Annotated in this window: 2 protein-coding genes; one reads left to right on the top strand and one right to left on the bottom strand. The window is 70.7% G+C overall.

From position 1 onward, the window contains the following. Positions 1-10: 10 nt before the first annotated feature. Entirely contained in the window at positions 11-787 is a 777-nt protein-coding gene (locus HDA39_RS34010; protein ID WP_184802237.1) for a hypothetical protein, read from the top strand. Here HDA39_RS34010 and HDA39_RS34005 read toward each other — a convergent pair. Further along, complete coding sequence (locus tag HDA39_RS34005) at positions 781-21,987, bottom strand: WXG100-like domain-containing protein (protein WP_184802235.1); 21,207 nt, start codon at positions 21,985-21,987, stop codon at positions 781-783. The two genes, HDA39_RS34010 and HDA39_RS34005, sit on opposite strands and share 7 nt — an antisense overlap. Positions 21,988-22,010 lie beyond the last annotated feature (23 nt).

The following is a 22,010-nucleotide window of genomic DNA, read 5'->3' as shown; positions in this document are numbered from 1 at the left end:
CGTTCATCTCATGTGGCAACCCGAGTTCCTGCAGGTCACCACCGTGTCGGCCCGGCAACACGGCCTGATCACCGCCGCGCAGGCCGACCGACTCGGCGTACAGCTGAGCCCTCTCGCCGGAGACGGGCTGCTCACACTGCTGGACTGGGACGTCTACCACGTGGCCGGTACGCCGCAGGATGCGACCCGTGACTACCTGCGGGCCGCCTGGCTCGCTCTCGTACCGGACCAGTTCGCCTGGGAACGCGCTCAGGACGCGGTGGTGTCGCACACCAGCGCCGCTCGGCTGCTCGGACTCTGTGCGGCCACGGCTCCGGTGATCACCTTCACCGCCGAGCAGTCCCGAGCGATGCCGCGAGCGACCCGGCTCTCGCTGGGTACGTTCGATCCCGACGAGGTGGTGGTCCTGGAGGGTTTACCGGTGACCTCAGCGCTGCGGACCGTTCTGGACCTGGTCGCAGCGGGAACCGACGCGGGCGAGCTCCGGCAGATCCTGAGCACCGCGGTCCGGACGGACCGGATCGACCTGACGGTCCTGTACCGACAGTTGGCGCCGGCCGCCGAGCGGTTCGGACTTCCAGCAGACGGGCCGTCGTTCGTCGGCGAGTTCCTGGAGGCGTTGGACGGCGAACTGTCGCCCCGAAACCAGCGAGCACTGGCCACGCTGGCGCTGCCCAGCGAGGTGGAACGAGTCACCACCGCCCTCCAAGCGGCCTTGGAGGGCGTCGACCAAGAGATTCTGGCCGGCCTGGCCGCCGAAGTGGTCTACCGGTCCCGAGCTCACTGAGCTGATCGGCCGGCGCTCCGGCGATCCAGCTCAGCCACGCTCGTCCGAAGCCGGTCGCCGTTCTGTCGCAGCTCCTCCTCGTCATCGTCGTCGTCCTCCAGATCGGTGACCCGGTTGGTGAGCACCTGCGGCGGCGCCTGGAACAGCGCCCAGGGGTCGCTCACCAGGACTCCGTTCCCGCCAGGAGACGGCACGTCCTCCCACGGCAGCCGGGGACGGCGGTGCCCACGCGCCTCGATCGCGTCGGCGAGTCCGATCAGGTCTTCGCGCAGCCGCTCGGCCTCGGCCCGAGATTCGTGGCCTGACGCATCGATGACCTCCGACCACTGCCGGACGAGCAGGCGGAACTCGTTGCGCTGCGCGGCGACGCATGCGTCCTCGCCCTGAACGCTCTGATCGGGCAACCACCGGACCGGCCTCGTGGGCTCGCGGCCGTGCTCCTGGAGGGCGTGACTGAGCTCGTGGACCCAGGCCCGTGGCAGCTGGCCAAGAGGCAGCGCCGGATCGATCGACACCACGTGCGGATCCTCCGCCGTACCGGTTCGCAACGTCGTCGCCGCAACCCAGCCGCGGCCGGGAGCGTGGCATTCCAACCGGAAGTACTGAGTTTCTTCGGACAGAGTGCTCTCGACCTGGATCAGCGCCTGCTCAGGTACGACGGTCAGGTCACCGACGAAGCCGCCGAAGTCCGTGAGGTCCACGCGGGCCAGCGCGTCGAGTGCTTCCTGCTCCGTCCACGCGCTGTCAGACCCGTCGGCGACGAACCGCGTGCCCCGGACCTCCGGCGCGTGCACCTCCTCCTCTGTCCCGGCCCGATCGGTCGCGTTCGGATCAACCACGGGATCGGCCAGAACGCGTCGACCGCCGGCTGCCTGGATCGAGACCGTACCGCCCACTGTTTCCCGGACCGCCTCGGACAAGGCGCGGGCAGCGTCGGACCAGGTGTAGGACCGCAGCAAGTCGCGCAACTGCTCCGCCGCCGCCTGACGACTCTCGTAATCGGCCCGGAGGTTCTCGATGGCATCGGCCCACAACGCCACCCGGGCGGGCTGGTCGCCGGCGAGTCCCTGGTCTCCGACCACCGCGGCCTGCCCCAGCCCGGCCGGGATCCGCTCGCTGCCGGTGAGGAACTGCGCGACGCCGCTCTCCTCGTTCACGAGCACCGGAAGGCCGTGGGCGGCGGCCTCGGTCGCGACCAGGCCGAAACCCTCGATCCTCGACGGCATCACCATCGCGTGCGCCCACCGGAAGTCGTTCAGCAGGTCGGCCTGGTCCGTGCTGTACCCCTCGACCCGGACGATGTCCGGCGCACCGAGCAGCTCGTCGGCCTCGTTCTGCCGCCACGCAACCTCGTCAGGCGTGACACCGCGGACGCGGAGCGAGACCGGTACGCCGCGGAGGTGCAGGTCGCGGACGACGGCGAGCAGGTCGTCGTACCCCTTGACCGGATCGCCGACCCGGCCGGTGAACAGCAGGTTCAGCCGCACGGCCGGATCCGGACGAGGCCCGGCGGCGTCGCCCATCGCCGTGATCCCCGGGATCAGCTCGTGGAAGCCCGCCTGCGACCCGCTGGAGGCCAGGTCCTGCCCCAGGTCGGTCAGCAGCGGCCCGACGCCGACCACCAGGTCGGCGGCACGGATCACCTCGGCCTCGTGCTCGGTGTACTCGGCGCCGCGTTGTGGATCGCCCTGCACGTCGGCGTACCGCTGGGCAGGCATGTGCAGGACGTGCACCAACCGGGCCTGCGGGTACCAGCGCTCGCGGACGTACATCGCCGCTGGGCCCGAGAACCGCGCGTGCCCGATCACCACGTCGAACGCGTCCGACTGGATCGGCGGCAGCCCGGGAACCTGGTCCGGCCAGCCGAACCGCGCCAGCTCCAGCAGGCGAACCCGGGCTGATCCCTGGCCTGGGTCCGGCCGAACGACGGTGGCCGAGCCGTGCGCCGCGTCGCCCTCGACGGTCAGCAGGGTGACCTCGGTGTCGCCCAGCTCGGACAGCGCGGTGGTCAGCTCCGCACTCGCCACCGGCAGCCCACCCAATCCGGTACTGCGTCCGCTGGCGTGCGCGACCACGAGGATGCGTTGCGGCCGGGCGCCCTCGACGACCACCGGCTGCACTCCGGTCCACTGCTTGATGTCCGGATTCCAGGTCCCGGTTGCGGGCTGGTTGCTGAGCAGCGGAGTGAGGAACGCCTCCACGATCGGCAGTGCCTCGTCCAGCGTCGACAGACCCAGCCCAGGCGTGTTCGCGGCGTGCGTCGCGAAGCCGTCGTGCCAGGCGGGATTCGGTAGGACGAACCGGCCGGGAACGACCAGCGGCTCTCCCTGGGCACGCCGGTTCGCGAACTCCTGACCGAGCATCGCCTGGACGTCGGCCGCGTCCCAGCTGAGCCGGGTGACGAGGAGGGTGAGATCGACCAGGTCCTGGACCCGGTACGGCAGGTCGCCGCTGCGGCAGACCGGCTGGCCGAGCTGCCCGATCACACAGTCCGCGCACCGGTTCAGCTCGGTGCGGTAGCCGTGGACGAAGATTCCCGCGACCTTGTGCGCCAAGGTGTCCGCGAGGGAGATCACCTGCAGGACAGGCGATTCGCCGATCGTCGGAGTCGGCATGAGGTGCGACGGGAACGGGAGGGACTCCGGCGCCGCGACCCACATCGGCCGGCCGTTGGGCGGTAGCAGGTCGACGCTGACCACCCCGACCAACTGGTCGCCGACGAAAGCCTGGTGCGTGAGGCGAACCCCGGCGCCGTCCAGCAGCCGGCTCCGGCCGTCGGGGACCGGCTCGAACCGCAGATGGTCGCCCAGGTCGGTCGCCAGCGCGGCCTGGTACCGCTCGACCATCTGCTCGGGTGAGGAGCCCGTCCTGTCGACCAGATCGATGTCACTGCTCGATCGGGCTCCGTCGAAGCGCGCCAGCAGCGTCTGACCACCCTTCAGCATCCAGCCGTCGGAACTGTGCAGGAAGATCCGTGCCAGAGCGCGCTGGAGCGCGAACTGCAGGTACTCGTGGTCCATCGCGGTACCGCGTCGTACGGCCTGTTCGCGGACCCGCTCACGCAGCGCGGCCTGGAACGCGGTGACCACCTGATGCTCGACCACCACCGGGTCGATGCGGTCGGCTCGACCTGCCCCGATCACCTGGTCGAGGACCGTGCCGATCTGCTCGACCTCGGCCGGCTCCAGGCGGAAGACGGACTGCTCGGCCACGAGTTGCCGCCGGATCGCCGGATCGCCGAGCAGGTCCCGCAGTACCCCTGTGACGGCCACAGCCCGGGTCGGCTCGCCTGCGGCAAAGGCCTCGGCCAGTCGGGCCTCGACATCCGGCGTCAGCGCATGCTGCGACCGCAGCAGAGCGTACGGGTGGGTGGTCGACGTCCCGTCCGACAACGGATCGAGGCCGAATCCGGGTTCCAGGACACCGAGCAGCGCCAGCCGTACGGCGTTCCACTTGGTCCCCACCTGTCGCTGAGTGGTTGCCTCGGTCAACAGCCAGCGAGCGGCCTGCTCGGCGTAGTACCGGCTCGTCTGCCAGTCCTCCGGTCCCCAGACGCGTACACCGTCCGAGTCCGACGGGCTGCTGCCGAGACGCTGGGCCCAGGTGGCGATCTCGCCGGTTCGCACCAATGCATCGATCCGCGCGGGGACCAGGCTGAGCATCGCGTAGTCGAAGGCGGTCTCGCCGACTCCGGTCCCGGTGTCGCTCCAGACGCCGGTGCCGAACAGCACCCGCTGCACCGTGGTCATCGGTGGCGGCAACGGGTCGGAGGACGTCTGGAACGTTCGCACTGCCCGGCCGTCGCGATCGAACACCACGTCGCCGCTCTCGTCCCGGACCACCTGGTCCCGGCCGTACAACCAGTTGTCCCAGTACAGCTGCAGCCGGCGGCCGCGGTTGCCGTCGTGCTCACGTGGCTCCAGGTAGACCGTCGGCATCCCGAGCAGAGCCGCGGTCTCCAGCGCACCGGAGAAGACACCCACCTGGACCGCGTCCCGCTCGCTGTGCAGGCGGTGGTAGAACAACGCTTGCTCGGCCAGGCTGAGAGATACACCGTCGGCCTGGTGCCGTGCCTCCCAGAACCTCACCAGGGTCGAGTTGTCGACCCCGTCGAGTACTCCTTCGGCCGCCCACGCGGCGAGCAACTCGGGCCGGCCGGCGAAGAGGTCGTCGCCGACCAGGACCAGTCGCCGTCCGGGCTGCCTGACCCGCAGCAGCTCGATGGTCTGCCGAAGGAACTCGGGCCTGGTGTCTCGCGCCGGACCGAAGGCGAAGTCCTTGAACTGCCCGATCGAGTTGCGCACCCACAGCAGCGTGTACGGCGCGGCGCCGTCCGGCTCGTTGGCCGTGAACAGCCGGTCGACGACGGCGCCGACCCTGGCCTCCCGCGACGCGCGCACGCTTTCCGGGCCACGAATCGCGGCGACCAGGGCCTTCCGGGTCCCCTCCGGATCGGTCCGGAGCCGGGACAGTGTGTGCAGCTGGGCACGCATCCACCGCGTCGTACCGTAGTTCGGATCGCCGTCGGCGTACGCCAGCCGGATCCGCTCCGGGGCGATGCCGTAGTCCTGGATCAGCAGGTTCCGCATCTTGAGCGCGTCCCGCAGGGGCTGGACCTGTAGGTCGATCAGGTCGTCGACCACAGCCTTTTCGTTGCCGTTGGCCACTGCTCTGGATCGCAGGAAGCGCCAGAGCGCCACTGCGTCGGCCTGCGGTCGGCCGACCCCGTCCGGCCGAGCGTCCACGGACGCCAGGTAGGCCTGGCGCGCCTCGTTGCGGAAGGTCGGCACCAGGTGGTCGGACAGGTACGCCAACTCGATGGTCGTCTCCGGGTCGGCGACCAGCGCCACGCTGTGGCTGTAGATCTCGCCGCTCTGGGTGGTGTAGAAGCGCAGGTTCTTGGTGTCCAGGCCCCTGACCTCGCTCGGCCGGTAGCCCGCGGTGGCCAGCAGTTCGGCGCGGACGATCGCCAGCTTCTCCTCGACCGACAGGTCGGTGCGCGCCTTCAACGCCTCGACCTGTGCCTCCAGGCTCGCGGGCCCCGTGACCAAGGTGTCCCAGTGGCGCATCATGCGGTCGGACGTGACCTGGCCGGAAGGTTCGCTCACGCCGGTCGCCTGCAGCCGAGTGCCCGGTACGGCGGATTCCTGGACCGGGACGGCCGAAAGCAGCTCACCGGCGCCGGTGGTCCAGCGTTTGGTCGCGGCGTCCCAGCTGCCCTGCGGCGCCTCGGCGGCGAGCAACGGATCCAGGAACGCGCGGGCCAGCGGGAGAGCGTCCCCGAGATTGCCGAACACCAGGCCGGGAGTCACCGCGAGGAACCGTCCGAAGTACTGGAACCAGGTCGGATTCGGTACGTCGAACCGCTCGGGCAGCGTCACCGGGGCACCGTGCTCCAGCCGGCGCGCGAGTTCTTCCCGCACAGCGGCGTGCAACCGCGCGCCGTCCCAGTCGCTGCGGAGGGCCAGCAACAGGAGATCGACAAGATCCTGCGGGCGGGCGGGGAGGGTGCCGTCCTCGGACGGGCTGATGCTCAGGAGCTTGTGCACCAGCGTTTCGGCCGGCGAAGTCACCCGCACGTCCGGCCGGTCCTCGCGGCCGGGCACGATCTGGTGCGGGAACGCGATCACCTCCGCCGGCCGGCCGGGCAGGCGATCGCTGGAGGTGGTCAGGTTGATGCCGAGGCGGAGCAGCGGTTGGTCGCCGAGTCGTACGACGTACTCCCGGCGTACGCCGTGGTCGAGGTCGGTCGTCACGGCGGGATCCAGGGTGAACACGAGGTGGTCTCCGAGCTCCTGGGCCAGCGCGCGTTCGTGATCGGCGACGGCCGTCGCATGGTCGGCACCGTCCACACGGACCAGGTCGAGGTCGGTGCTGACCCGGGCTCCGTCGAACTGGGCCAGCAGCGCTTGCCCGCCGGTCACCATCCACGCGTCGGGGCTGTCACCGAAGACCCGTGCGATGACCTGCTGCGCGACGTACTGCTGGATCTCGTGCCGCGGCGACGATCCGTCCGCCGCCGCTGCCGTCTCGGCAGCCTCTCGCAACTCGCGGAGAAACCTCTCCGGCGCGGCCGGGTCGGCAGCAGAGGCGGAGTTCTCCCAGGGAAGGATCGGACGGGAGTGGCCGTGGTGATGGATCGCGTCGGCCAGGCCGATCAGATCGAGCTCGAGGGCCTCCTTGGCTCGCGTCGCGTCCGGGTCGCCGTGGTGCGCAGCCTCGGACGCCTCGACCCATTGCCGCTGCAGGAGCAGGACCTCGTTGAGCTGCGCGATGACGCAGGCGTCCTCGGTGTGCTCACCGGGTCCGTTCAGCGTGTGGACCAGGCGGGTCCCGCTGTGCTCCTGCAGGGCGTGGCTGATCTCGTGCACCCAGGCCCGGGCCAGTTGGTCGGCCGCCAGCGTCGGGTCGATGCGCACCAGGTGTGGATTGTCGGGGGTGCCCGCGCGCAGCTCGGTCGCAGCGACTCGACCCTCGGGTACGCCGTACGGCTCGACCTTGAAGTACTGCGGATCCCTGTGCTCGGTGCTGTGTACAACCACCAGATCGTTGTCGGTGACCTGCGGATCGCTGTCGACCAAGCCGCCGAAGTCGTCGGCCTTGGTGCCGGCGACAGCCGCGGCCGCTTCGCGCGCGGTCAGGTCTCCGGCGGGCCTGCCGCCCAAGGCGAACCGGGTCCCCTCGACCGCCGGAGCGTGCACGGTCCGACCACCCGGCTCGCCGGGGTTGTGCTCGCCCCGCAACCACGCCTCGAGATCAACAACCCGCCCGCCCTCCTGGTCTGGTGCGACCTCCGGGCCAGGGGCAACGGTCTCCGGGCCGGGGGTGCTTTCCGGGGTCAGGAACTGTTCCAGTTGCCGGTAGTCGCTCTCGAACATCGTCAGGTAGGCGACACCGCGCGGTGTCTGTTCGAGCTGGGTCTCCTGGCCGGGCCGGATTTCCCCGCTGCGGCGGAGCTGCTGCTCGGCCAGCGTGACGTCGTAGGCCACCTCCACCCGGACGGTGACCACCCGTCCCTTCTCGAACCGGCTGCGTTCCCGCCGTACTCCGCGACCGTCCGTGGTCTGGTCGGCGAGCTGATCCCCCGCGGTCATTCCGCCGCTCACCTCGTTGCCGGAGTCCTCCGCCTTCGCCCCGCCGTCCACCGGCAGCACGCGGCCCGAGGTCACTGTGTGGGTGACCGTGTGCTGGCTGCGGTTGACCTCGCCGATCTCCACGTCGTCGACCGGGTTCCCGATCACCTGAGCACCGACCACCGTCGCGCCAACCTTGACCTCGACGACCCGGGACGTGTAGCCCGGCAGCGGCAACCGCAGGACGGCGAACCCGCCGTCCTGCGCCATTCGGCTGAACGACGCGTTCAGGGTGACCGTCGAGAGCATCACGTCGAGCTCGGCCCGGTGCACCCGCATCCCGGACTGCCCGAGCAGCTCCGTCAGCTGCTCCAGGATCGTGTCGGTCAACTGCTCGCTGGTGGACCCTTCCACGAAGTACGCGTCCGGTACGCCGCGCTCGTTCAGCGAACCCATCGGCTGCCCCGCGGCCGCCTCGACCCCGTCGGACTGCTGCTGCTCGGGCATCATGCGCAGCGGGATGAGCTGGGTGATCTCTCCGTCCAGCGTCGCCGGGGCGAGCGGTGTCAACGGCGACTCCGTCCGCGTGAGCGCGCGGCCGACCCACGTCCGCGACGGGGTCGCGGTGGCCTGCGGCGCCACCTCCAGGGTGAACTTCACGCCGCGCCGCACCCGGTGCTGCCCCTCGAACGTCGCCATCCGTTCCAGGCGGGTCGTCTGTTCCCCGACCGCGGTGGCACTGGAACCGGTCCGATCGGTGCCGACGCTGCCGCTCTGCCCTTCCTGTACGCCGCCGTCGAGGCCGGCCCCGAGTGACCTGCCGCTCGTGACGCCGCGGATCCGTTCGCCGTACAGGTAGCGCTGGACGATGCTGATCGTCTTCTTGGTCACGCCGAGCGAGACCACCTCGTCGGCGAAGGTCGCCCGAATGGTCAGCCTGATCTGCTGCGCGCCGAGTTGTCCAGGTTGCCCGACCGGATAGTCACGGGTGAACCCGCGCCGGCCGAGCATGTCCTCCAGCCGCCCCCACCAGCGCTTGCCCGCCAGGTCGGCCGCGAGGGCCTCGGCCAGAATCGGATCGCTCTCCGGGGTGATGCCGAGCTGTTCGGTCATCAGGGCACGGACCCGGTCGAGCAGGGTCACCTCCTGCCCCTGATCGGTCAGCGAGGCCTGCTCGACCAGGCTCGACCCGAGGTTCTCCCGGTAGTGCTCCGGGAGATCGACCTTGCTGAGCGCCTCCACGCGTTCGGCTCGGTCCAGAACCAGGTCCAGCTGCGCTTCCTTGCTCCGCGGCGTCGGCTTGCCGTGCTGCGGCTGCAGCTTCTCCAGCAACACCCGCGACGTGTGCGATGCCGACAACGACGGAGTCGGTTGACCGGCAGCCGTTGCAGCGGCCAACGCGGCCCGGTACCGCCGGACAAGTCCGGTGGCCAGCCTCCGGTCCAGCTCCAGGCTTCCGTTCAGATAGCGCTCGACGACATCCGCGACCTGGGCGAGCGGCAGCGTCAGCTCGCCGTCGACGTGGAACTGCAGGACGTCGCGCTCGGCCACCTGGAAGACGACCGTCGCGTCGGCCGGCACCGGCTTTCCGTCGGCCGTCACGGTCAGACCGGCCGTCCCCGACAGCAGGTAGTGCCGGCCGACCTCGATGCTCAGACGCTCGACACCGGCGATGGTCTGGTCGGTTCGCGAGGCCGAGGTCGTCCTGCCGGACTCACCGGACATCGTGCCGCCCCGGGCTTCGGCGTTCCCGCCGAGGTTGACCGACGTCTGCCCACCGGTGCTCCGACCGGCGGACAGGCCGTGGCTGGTCAGCGCCAGGTTGATGTCACCGGCCACCGCGTCGGTCACCCCGAGCAGGACGACGTCGCCGATCCGTCCGTTCACGGCGAGGCCACCGCGGGTCGAGACCGGCCCGGCGCCACGGACCACCACGTCGGTGCGATAGGTGCCGCGGGCCCATTCCGGATGGGCCAGCAGGTTGCGCGGATCCAGGAACGCGGCCAGGTGGTGCCGCGCCGTCGGGTCCTGGCCGGCTACTGCCTGCAGCACGCGGTTCAGGTCATGGGTGTCGAGGGCAACCAAGGTGGCGCGGTCGAGCACCTTGTCGCTGACCGGCCCGGAGATGACCTCGGCCGGAGCCACGTCGGTCGACGGCAGCAGATCGGTGTCGACCAGGATCCGTGCCGAGGTTCCCGGAGCGCCGCGATGCAGTACGACGTCCTCGCTGCCGAGCTCGACCACCTCCAGCCGGTGCGGGACCTCGAACGCCGCGACCGGCGACCGGCTCTCGACCAGCGTGACCTGGTTGAGCGTCCCGCCGGTGAACCAGCCCATCACCCGGCCGAGCGCCTGGCGCCCGTACGACACTCCCGACTTGACGGTGACATCGGCCGGACCGTCCTGGCTGTACCCGAGCGGCGACGCCCGCCAGGGCAGGGATTTCGACCAGCCGTCGGTCCGGCTCGCGCTGTCGGACCCGATGTTGAGCGTCACCATCGCTTCGTCGGTCGTGACGCCGACCGCCGACGGCGGCCCGGGGTGGAGATCGATGCGCAGGCTGAGCGTCTGGCCCGGGGTGGTGAGCGTGACCACGATGCCGTTCTGGACGGCGATGTCGTAGCCCGCTTCGAGCCGGTTGACCGACAGCTGCTCGCGCAGCTCCATCAGGTTGAGCAGCTGCGCCCGCGCCAGCTGCGGGTCGTTCGTCATCCGGGCCAGGTCCGGATCGCCCTGGTCGTTCAGCGGCGGCAGGAATCCGCGCTCGGCCAACGGACCGACCAGGTCAGCGAGCGCCTGCTCGCCACCGGTCACTCGCTGGGCGAGTCCAGGACCTGCGCCACTCACCCGGCTCCTGCCGCCGGTGAGCCACGCCGGCAACTCGAGTCGCCGGCCCGGGACATCCACCGCGGTCCGCGGTTCACCCTGCAGAAGGGGCTCGCCGTTCACCAGCACCTTGTTGCCGTCGTTGTCGTGCACGAACGCACTCTCGGCGACCGGCAGACCGTGCCGGTAGGCGTCGCTGGTGCGCAACCGCGTCAGCCCCTCGGTGCGACCGGTCACGGTGCCCTGCGACTCGCCGTCCAGGACCAGCGTCACCTTGTGCTCGAACACCATCCGGTAGCCCTGCGTGGGACCGATGTAACGCTGTACGCCGACGTGGATCCCGACGCCGCCGCCGCTCAACGACTCCGAACGACTGAGCGAACGACCACCGGTCGCCGTCGGACCGAGGTCGACGCTGGTGTCGCCGAGATCAGTCAGCTCCTGCCCGCCGTACCCGACAGTGGCGTTCACCGTCGTACTGGCCGAGAAGGCCTGCTGGCCGCTGGCGTTGCTGAAGCCGACCCGGACCCCTTCCTGCCAGTGTGCCGTGGTCGGTCGGCCGACCAGTTCGACCTCCTCGTACCGGACTTCGGTCCTGACCTGCAAGTGGCCGACCGGGCGACCGTTGGCCTGCAGGGGCTGCAGGACCGACCGCTCGGTGCTCTCCGCCAACCGCGACGGCAGATCCTGGGTGATCGCCGCCTGGATCTGCTCGCGGAGCAACGACGCCTCGTCGCCACGGCCGTTCAGATGGTCGGCGAACTCGGCCAGGACCTCGTCCGACAGGCTCTGCAATCCGTCCAGCGAGGCCAGGACGTTGTTGGGCAGGCGGCCGGACGGCTGCTTGCCGTTGGTGAACGTCGTGGTGGGCGCCAGCACGGTGTAGGCGTGCGACATCCAGGCACGCAGGCGGGAGACGTCCTTGCCCTGGCCCCGGTCGACCTCGAGGGCGGCCACGGTCCAGTCCTGATCGCCGGGCCGACGGGCTTCCAGCTGCCAGCTCGCGCGACCGGCGTACAGCAGGGACTCGCCTCGGTTGTCCTCGACCGAGCCTTCCTGGGCGTACTGCGCGCCGGTCGAGGTGACCGAGCGGCCGCGGCCGGAACTCTGCTCGCCCTTGATCGTGACCAGCTGGCCGATCGCGTTCAGCACCGATCCCTCGCCGAACAGCCGCGTCAGGGTGCCGAGGCCGAAGGAGCCACTGGCCCCGACTCTGCCGTTCTGCGTGATCCCGAACTTGCGCGACGGCTGCCCGAGCAGGCCGACCATCGTCTCCGAGGCCCGGACCGACGGGTCGAGCGTCTCGATCAGCTCGGAAACGCTCAACCGGAACCGCAGTTCCATCGGCCGGGCATGGCCGACCCGCAGGACCGCGCCGTCGCTGGTGACCGCTTGGCCGAACTCCGCGTTGAGGCGGTGCTGCAGCGCGCCGGTGGTGAACCGCTGATCGATCCGGTTGGCCGCCAGGACGGCGTTCACCCGGTCGGTCAGCGCCGACAGGTGCGGCAGCCAGTCCGTTGGCAGCAGGCTCGTCAACGCGATCAACGGCGGTGCCACCTCGGCCAGCCGTTGTTCGTACGCCGTCACCTGGTTCACCAGGTCGGATGCGGTCTGCGCGCGCAGCTCCGGGGTCATCGACCGGGCGTCGGCCAGCAACGATTGGTAGCCTTCGGCAACGGTCTCCAGCTGGAGCCGCGCCTGCTGGTACGCCGCGGCGACCTGCTCGTGCCACTGCCGTACCTCGTCGTTCTTGGCGGCGTCCGTGGCGGCTTGGTGCGCGCGTGCGAACCGGCCCGAGTCGGCAGCCTGCAAGGCCTCGGCAGCCGTCTGCTCGGCCTCGCGGGCCGATTCCGCGGCTTGGTCGGCCGCCGGCTGCTTGGCGGCGATCCGGCGGTCCAGTTCGTCGAGCTGGCGCTGGAGGTCGTGGAGCTGTTCGGTCACGTCGGCGACGAAGCCGTCGACCGGATCGGCCTGCGCCGTGTGCGAGAGCGCGGCGTTCCACGGCAGGACGGGTGGCTGGTGGCGACGCCCGATCGCCTCGACCAGCCCTTCGATGTCGTTGCGCAGTACGGCGATCTCTTCGTCCGTGGACGCCTCGGCGAGTTGACGGGTCAGCAGCCGGAACTCGTTGAACTGCGCGGCGACACAGGCGTCCTCGGTGTGGGCCGACGGCCGGCGGAGCAGACGCTGCAGCCGGGTCCGAGGAGCTGCCTGCTCCTGCAACGTGTGGCTGATCTCGTGAATCCAGGCCCGGGTGAGCTGGTCCTCGGCGAGGCTCGACGGCATCCGGACCAGGTGCGGCTTGGTGAGACTCCCGGCGCGGACCTTGGTCGCGGCGACCCGGCCATCAGGAACGTTGCTCCTGCTGACCCGGAAGTACCTCGGGCCGTCGGCGGTCTGGACGACGACCACACCGGGGGCCACCACTCCGGGCCGGCCCTGGATCAGCCCACCGAAGTCCGCCTCGGTCGCGTCTGTGGCCGCCAGTGCCGCCGTCTCCACCGAGGAGTCGTGCGACCCGTCCGGCCGTCCGTCCGCGACGAACCGCGTCCGCCGCACCTCGGGCGCGTGGACGGTCCGCCCCGACTCGGGATCGGTGCCACGGGTGGTCGGGGTGGTCGGTGCTTCGGGATCGGTAGCGCGGGTGGTCGGGGTGGTCGTCGCTTCCGGATCGGTGCCGCGGGTGGTTGGGGTGGTCGGCGCTTCGGGATCGGCAACGCGGGTGGTCGGGGTGGTGCTCGCTTCGGGATCGGTGCCGGGTGAGAGCGGTGACGGGGCGAGGCGGGCCGCTCGGTCGGCGATGCGCTCGGCGGCTCGGCGGCTGGCGCTGACGTCGAGTGGGTTGACCGGCTGAGCAGTGTCAGCTGCTGTTGCAGGAGGCAACAGTTTCTCCAGCTGGGTCCGCGCGATGGCCCGGGCCGCCTCCTGGTCGTTGCCTTCGTCAAGCACTCGGCGGGCCTCGGCACGGACCTCGTCCAGAGCGGCACGGTCAAGTACGACGTCGCGGCCGTTGGCCTGCGTCGCCCGGTAGCCACCGTCCTGCAACGGAATCGCCCCAGGCAGCAGTTCGGCCACGCTCTCGGCCACCGCCCGCGCGGCGGCCTCTTCCATCGCCGCCTGCACCGGATCCGGAGCCGCTGGTTCGACAGGCGTCGCCTCAGTGGCCGGCTCCGGTGCGCGGTGGCGACCGCCTGGCAGGTCGGACCGATCGTCCAGGCGCGAACGATCGACAGACGGTTGCACCGGTTCATCGACCCGGTGACGCCCCTCATTCTCCTGGGTCACCGTCCGCTCGGCCGACTCGTCCGCGTGGTGACGTCCAGTGGCCTCGTCCGCGTGGTGGCGTCCCGTTGGCTCCTCGGTGCGGTGACGGCCCGGGGTGCTGTCGAATCCGAGCGACGAAATCAGCTCGGCCAGGGTCGCCGGGCCATGGACCTGCGTCCCGGCCGGACCGATCACGTTCGGGTCGGCCACCCGGACGGTGAAGCGGAACGGATCGGCGTCCGGCCCCGGCCGGGCTACTCGGTCGACGGTGACTTCCACCCCGAATCCACGCTCGACCAGAGACGCCAGTCCCTGCTCCACCGTGTCGAGCGCGGCGCGATCCACCGCGGCCTCCGGCCCGAACAGCGATCGCGCGCCGCCGGCCTGCGCGTGATTGAACTCCAGCAGCCCTCGACCGGCCGACTCCGGCCGGTGGTGGCGCCCACCCTCGCCCTGGTTCGGCACGACCGGAGGAACCGACCGCAGCGGGATCACGACCTGCCCGCCGACCCGGTTCAGTCCAGGAGAAACGCTCACGGCGGGCAGTACGAAGCCGTTCGGAACACCGGCCTCCCGCCACAGTCGCGCCACTTCGGCCAGCGCCTGGTCGAAGCGTTCCTGCACCAGCGCGCGAGACTCGTCCGTGCCGTGCAGCGCCTGGTGGTCGACGGCGGCGGCCGCGGCCGTCAGTTGCGCGAGAGCCTTCAGCCGCTCCAGCAGCAACGGTTTGCCGGCCGGTTCGGCGACCAGACGTCGTACCGCCTGCTCGGCGGCGAAACGCGCCTGCTCGGTCGGCCCACCGACCACCCGCCGGCCGGCCACGGGATCGACAGTGTCGAGCCCGGGGAAGACCTTCCGTGATCCGTTGCCGTCGGCAATCGCTTCGTACAACTCGATCGCGAACCGCAGCCTGGCGCGGGCGTCGGACAGCAGGCCGCCTCCGATCCCGCGAGCATCCAACCGGTCGAGCTCCGCGGCCAGGTCGTCGATCCGCCGCAGGGCGCCGACGCGCTCCACCCTGGCATCCAGGTCGTAGCTGGACTCTGGCTGCCCGGGGGGCACGTTGTCCAGCTCCGCCCGGCGTACGGCGGCCCGGACGTGATCGGTGTAGCGCGGATCGTTCTCGGCCGGTACGTCGGCGACCGGCCGCTGTCCGGTCAGCTCGGTGACCCGCTGCGCCTTGGCCGCCAACTGCTCGGCCAGATAGCCGGTGACCGCCTGTTGCTCCAGCAGCCGCGCCCGGTCCACCGCGTGGTCGGCCAGGATCGACTCCAGCTTGGCCTGCAGGTCGATTTCCGACCGCCGGAACAGGTAGCGAGAGACCGGCGTACCGATGATCGCCCCGGCCGCACCGGCCACGGTCAGGACGACACCGAGGTCCGGGAGGTCGAAGATCAGATCGAGCCCGATCGCACTGACCGCGCCTCCGAGAGAGGCGGCCGCCACCTGGATCGCGTACGCGGTCCAGTGCGACTGCCCGCCGGGGCGGGGACCGTCCTGGCGCGCGGTCGGTGCCGGTAGCCCTCGATCCGCGGCCCGGGCGGCCAGATCCGGTGACGCTCCGGTGAACTCCTCCAGTTGCGTGGCCAGTTGCCTGAACGCGACCAGTCGAGGCGCCAGAATCTCGCCCAGCGCCGCCGCCTGGGCAGCCTCCTGCTCGGTCCGCGCCCATTGCTTGCGGGAGTCGTTGGCCGCCTCTTCGCGGTTGATGAAGTACTTGTCCCCCAGCGCACCGGTGACCGAGCCGAACAGGGCAGGGCCGACCGCGTTCAGCAGGACCTCCAGCTGCGCACTCACATGCCGGGCGAGCTCGGTGGGGTCGACGTCCACCGTCTGGTCACCACCACCGACGAACACCCGGCGGGTCGCGGCCGAGACGTTCTCGATGAGCTGCACCGCCAGGGTGATGCTGAACGGCGGAGCACCGGGGATCGTCGGGTTGACCGGGGTCAGCCCCGCCGGCGGCTGGGCCACCTCGGAGACGGCCGGCAGGTGGCCGGTGCGCACGTCCAACGCGGCCAGGATCCGGTCCAGACGGGTCCTCAGTTCGGTGATCTCGGTGATCAGCTGGTTGGCGAACAGTGCGCTGTCCGACAGCCGGATGCGTTCGGTGGCGTCCACCCGGCGGAGCCTGAACTCGAGCTTCTTCATGTCGACCAGCCGCTCGGCCAGCGACTTGGCCAGCGCCGAGGAGGCGATCACCATCGCCGTCGACAGCGCCGGTACGCCGAACAGCGTGAGCGCTCCGGCGACGGCCGCGGTCGCCAGGGTCGGCGTGGTGTAACGGATCAGGTAGTTGCCCCACTTCGTTGCTCGTGGCACCTTGACCCGCTCGGGCCGGACCGCGGCCGGGCCGTCGAGCAGTCCCTGGAGGCCCGGGTAGTCGAACTCGCGCTGGTTCCGGTCGGCGACGTACGCGGGCTTCTTGCCCGGCTGCTTCTGCGCGTCCAGGTACCGCTCGGACAGGGAACCGACCAAGGCGTTGACGATCGTCGGGACCGCGATCCCGACCCCGACCCCGACCAGAGGATTGCCCGTGAACACCGCCGCCGCGGTCCCGAGCACGACGGCCGACCAGCCCGATCCCAGGACCGCCTTGGCCAGGTAGCGCGGTCGGCTGACCCGGTCGTCGGTCAGCGACTGACCACGATCCTTCAACCGGTCGAGGATCGCGCGTTCGTCCTGGGTGAGCAGGGAACGCAGCAGCTCGGCGTTCGGCTGCCCGGTCGCGACTCCCATGGCCAGGGCGAGTTTGTGGATCTCCTCCTGGACCGCCGCTCGCCGGACACGGTCGGCCGCGGGCAGGTGCTGTTCGGTGTGTCCCCATTGGCGGAGTTCGGCGCGGTCGCCGGCGTCCGTGGGTCGCAGTACGGCGTCGATCTCGGGGTTGCTGTCCGGGCGGAACACCGGTGAACCGTCGGCCTCGCCGCGAACGATCGCCGCGGACTCGGCGAGCACTCTGGCCAGGAGCGGAGCGACTTCGTCCTGGGTCAGGCGGTCGGACAGTCGGAGCTCGACGACGGGGACTCTGCCCGGTTGTACGGCGTACTCCAGCTGTACGCCGGGGGTGAGTGGGCCGACTCGTTTGACCAGGCGGAAGGTCTCGCCGGTCTGGGTCTTGATCAGGTAGACGTCGTTGCCTTCGTGCTGTAGCGACACCAGGTCGGCGAGCAGCGGGCCCGAGTCGACGCTCTGGTTGCTTGCGAGGAGTGCGGCGAGTTCCTGCAGCAGCTTGCTGGACTGGGCACCGACCAGGAGCCAGCCGGGAACGAACCGGTCGTTGTGCTGTGGAGGGCGCTCGACGGGATCGACGCGATGCTTGCCAAGAGCATCGATCATGTCCAGGACGGACCGTGCCGGGTAGTCAGTCTTTTCGTCGGTGGCCGGGTGCGTCACGGCGACCGCGACCTCCAGGGCCTTCTGGCCGGTGGTCGCGCCGGGGATCGCGCGCAGTCGAACGGTGAGCTCGTGCCCGCTGCGGATCAGTTCCTGCAGCTGCTGCTCGAGTTGCTGGAACTGTTCGGCATCGACGGTGAGTCCCGGTGGAATCAGCTCCCGGGCACGATCGCGCGCGAAGGCCCAGTCCAGTCCGATCCGTGCGTACGGCGCGGGGGTGTCCCGGCCGATCCGCGGTGGCGCTTCGGGCGGGTGGATCTCGCGCAGCTCGAGGACCACTTCGTCCGGCTTGCCCGGTTGCCCGTAGCTCCACTCGGCCCGGTTCGGTGACTCGTTGGAGGCGACCCGTCCGATGATGGGCTCGGTGACCGGCGCGGCGGCCGCAACGTACGGCACCGCTCGAGGGGTCAGGCCAGGCTGATCAGTACTGTCCCCGCGACGATCGGTGCGGCGTCCGTCCGGTCGATCAGCAGGGTCACCGTTCTGGCCTCCTGGGGTGTTCCGGCGGAAGAGGGGAACTCCAGACCCAGGACCCGGACCGGCTGGTCCGTCCCCTCGATCCGCAGCGTCGTCCCGCTCTGGATCACGCCCGTCAGCAACCGTCCCGGGGCCAGCACCCCGCTCCTGCCCGGGAGGTCGAACGTCGTCTCGACCTCGAACCTGACCGCTGTCATGTGCCCTCAGCCTTTCCAGTGCGGGACGCTCGCTCGCGTACGCTTCGGCTTCCAGATCCTTGAGGATCTCGGAGTTCAGGTCGACACCCGCCCGGAGCTGGTCCACGTGGGTCTTCTCGTGAGCCAGTGTCGCCGCCAGCGTCACCCGATCGGTGAAACTCGCCGGACCGAGCCGGATCTGACGCCCGCCGAGCTCGGCCGGCGTACAGGCGCATGCGCCTTGGTAGTCCAGGTAGCGCAGCTCGTCCTGCTCGGTCACGATGACAACCTCGACCTCGCTGAGGTCGACCCCGGCCGCGGCCGCGACCTCGGCGATGACCTCCTGCGTCAGCGGCAGGCCGTCGTTGGACTCCAGGGCCTCCTGGTTGGTCCGCGGGGTCTCCCGCGAGAACAACTCCGGCCCCTGCGCGGGCGGAACCACCGGATCGGCGACTGCCTCGGATCCCGGGACCACCGGGCCGGAACTGTCCGAGGCGGGACCCTGCGGCGCCGGGCCGACCGACGTCGGGCCTTGCGGGGTGGGACCATCCGGTGCCGGGCTTTGCGGCGCGGCACTGTCCGAGGACGGCCCCTGCGACGCGGCACTGTCCGGAGCCGGACCCTGCGGCGCGGCACTGTCCGGAGCCGGCCCCTGCGGCGCCGGGCCGACCGACGTCGGGCCTTGCGGCGCGGGACCATCCGGGGCCGGGGCCTGTGGTGTTGGGCCCTGTGGTGTTGGGGTTGGTGGTGGGGTGGGAGATTCCGGCGTACTGGGTCCTGAGCGGGGGGTTGCTGTGATGCTCAGGTGGACGGAGTCCGTGGCTTGGCCGGGGGTCGGTAGGCGGCGGGCGGTGATGGTGACCTCGTTGCCTGCGGCAAGCTGGGCCAGCCATTCCTGTTCCAGCTTCGTGTAGCCCTCGGCGTCGATGACCACACCGGGTGGGAACAGGTGAGCCACGCCTCCCGGCCCGAACAGCCGGTGGCCGAGTGCGTTCCCGTCGGCGTCCAGCGGTACGCCCTGCTTGACCGCCCAGGCTCTGCCGGCGGCCTGCTTCTCGTCCTTCAGCCGAGGGTCGGTCTCGCGGACGACGGCGGTGACCGTGTCGACGACGCCTTCGCTGTCGACCGTACGAGTGATCTCGTTGTCGCCGACCCGGTAGTTGCCGGCCTCCTCGTACTCGTGCAGGGTGACGGAAGCCAGGTGCCCGACGTAGAACTGGCCGGTGGCGTTGACGAACGACGCGCCGCTGGACCAGACGACCTGCTCCTGCCCTGACCTGGTGTCGAGGACGGTGTAGGTGACCGTGATCCAGTCGGGGCGTGACTTGCCGGGGGCCGGAACGATCTCGACCTCGACCTCGTAGCCTTCGGCGACCCAGGCCGCCCACTCCTGCTCCAGATTCTCGTAGGCGCCCTCGTTGAACTCCCGATTCTGCGGGAACAGGTTGCGGTAGTCGTTGTTGTGGAAGAAGCGCCAACCCAGGTAGTGGCCACCGTTGTCGCCGTCGAGGCCGTAGTCGTCGACGACCTTCTTGGTCTTGCTGCGGCCCTTTTGGCCCCGGCTCCCGTCGGCGAGATCCTCCCGGATGCGCGCGGTCACCCGCTGCAGGCGGCCGTCCTCGCCGACGGCCCAGTGGGCCTCGTTCCGGCCGGCCTCGACCGACAGCGGGCCTTTGAAGCGACCAGGGCCGTCCGACTCGGCGGGCGCGAACGGAACCGACGAGTCGAACCATGGGTTGCCCTCCGGAGCCGCCTGATCGGACGTGCTGGGTGTGCCGGTCGGAGGCGTTGGCTGATCGGTCGAGGGGCTCGGTGGGCCGGTCGGGTGCTGTGTGCTGCGGGTGTGCAGGGGAGCTTTGGTGGGCGGGGTCACGGAGGGGGCCGGCGTAGGAGCGGCAGCGGCGGCTGCGGGTGCGGCCGCGGCGAGGGCTCCGGCTACGGTGGGAAGGGAGTTGTCGACCTGATCGGTGGTGGTCTGGCTCTCGCCGGCCTCGGGAGCCTGCGGTTGCGCGGGCTGATCCGTCGTGTCCAGGGGCGTGGACTCGGTCAGGTCTTGCTCCGCTGGGTTTGGTGCTGTGGAGTCCTCGTCCGTGGCTGGCCGGTCGGTGCGGTTGGAGTTTGACTGAGTGCCGGCAGGGTTCTGAGTGACGGCAGCATTTTGGGCGCTACCGGGGCTCTGGGTGCCGGCAGGGCTCTGAGTGGTGTGCGATCCGGTCGGTCCTTGGGCGGTGCCGGTGGGCGCTTGGGCGGGGGCAGCCGGTTGGCCTTGCACCGGGGCACCTTGGGGCGCGGCCGTCGCGCCGTTGGGCGAGACGGTGGTAGAGGTCGGCGCGGTGGTAGAGGTCGGCGCAGTGGTAGAGGTCGGCGCGGTGGTGGAGGTCGGCGCGGTGGTGGAGGTCGGGCCGGTGTGGGTGGTGGACGGGTCGACCGCGGAGGACGACGGTGCGTGCGACGGTCCGCCGCCGGAGCCTGCGGCGCCTAGCGGGGGGCGGGCGCCGGACTCGGAGCCGTTGGTGCCGCCAGTGGGGTCCACGCCGTTGTCGCCGGCAACGGGTTGTTGCCCAGGGCCACCATCAGACTGCTGACCGGGTGATCCCTGCCCGGGTGCTTGCTGCCCGGCGCCCGGCTGCTGGCCTCCGGTTTCCTGCCCGGGTGCTTGCTGCTCGGCGCCCGGCTGCTGGCCTCCGGTTTCCTGCCCGTCCGGCTGCTGGCCCCCCACCTGCTGCTCGACGTCGTTCGGTGACTCCTGGCCGGAGGGCGCCTGCTGCTGGCCGGCTCCTGGCTGATTCCCGCCGACGGTGGAGTTCGTGCCTGCTGATGACGGGTTGGAGGGGCTGTCGGTCCCTCCCGTCGGCGAAGGAGTACCTGCCGCCGGCTGCCCAGGCCCTCGGGCCAGCGAGCTATTGCCAGGATCGCCCTGTGGAGTGGCCGGGGTCGGACCGCCCGGACCTCCGCCGTTGCCGATCGGGACAGGGGCACCCGCTTGGCCCGCGCCGACCAGCTGGGGATTCGGCAGGGTGAAGCCGTCTCCGCGGAGCATGTTGCCCGTGGCGATACCACCGTTGACGGAGAGAACCCGTGATGAGGCGAGCACTCCCGCCAGCGGACCTTGAGTGACGAGCGCGTTGCCGTACTCGCTCCAGGTCGGCAGCCGGCCGTCGGCCAGCGCGTGGACGGTCGTTCCGGCCCAGGGTGAGGTGATGCCGTTCACCACGAAGCCGCTGCTCATCTGCTCGACGGTCCGGGTGAGCCCGGGCGGCGCACCCAACCGGTCGGTGAGCCGCCCGGCCGGGAGCGAGGCCACGCGGCCGACCGGCCGGAGCAAGGGAGCCGCACCGGCACCCAGTACGCCGGCCGCGCCGCTGAGCCACATCTGATCCCAGTTGTAGCCCTTCTGGTAGCCGCCCGCGATGCTGAGGGTGTCTCCCAGCAGGGAGATCCCCATCTCTTCGACACCCTCGGCCAGCAGTTCCCCGCCGAGCCTCAAGGCATGCGGAACCGTGGTCATCGTCGTCCGCAGGCCACCGGCGGCGGTCCGGGCGTACCCCATCAGCCGCAGCGCCAGCTGGCTGGCGAACCGGCCCATCAGCAGCCCCGCACCGGGGAAGAAGGCCAAGGCGGCGAACAGGGCCGCGTTGACGACGAGCTCGGCGATGATGGAGTTCCGCAGCGCGGCGACCTGCCCGGCGAAGGTGCGGCACAGGTTCTCCATGTCGCGGTAGGCCTGCACCATGGTCTGGTAGTCGGCCAGCTTGTCGGCGACGTTGCGGTGGTAGATCTGCCCGACGGAGTCCGGCCAGACCGCGGTCAGCGCGTTGTTGGCCGCTCCGGCCTCGGTGATCATGTCGGTCAGCGCCTGCGCGGCCGAACCCCAGTCGTCGGCCATCTGCCGTACGACGGCCTCGTCGGTCGACGGCCAGATGTTCTCGTCGAGGTACGTCCGCAACCACAGCCACAGCTCGGTGGTCGGCTCCGGGATCGCGCCCACGGCTAGGAGTCCCGCTCAGCGCG

This window comes from Kribbella italica, assembly GCF_014205135.1.
Taxonomy (GTDB): domain Bacteria; phylum Actinomycetota; class Actinomycetes; order Propionibacteriales; family Kribbellaceae; genus Kribbella; species Kribbella italica.
The sequence above is the reverse complement of the archived record's forward strand: the minus strand, read 5'-3'. Positions and strand labels throughout refer to the sequence as shown.

What these genes read in the sequence shown, in the direction of transcription:
- HDA39_RS34010 (WP_184802237.1), top strand. Translation starts at nt 11, where the DNA reads ATGTGGCAACCCGAGTTCCTGCAGGTCACCACCGTGTCGGCCCGGCAA.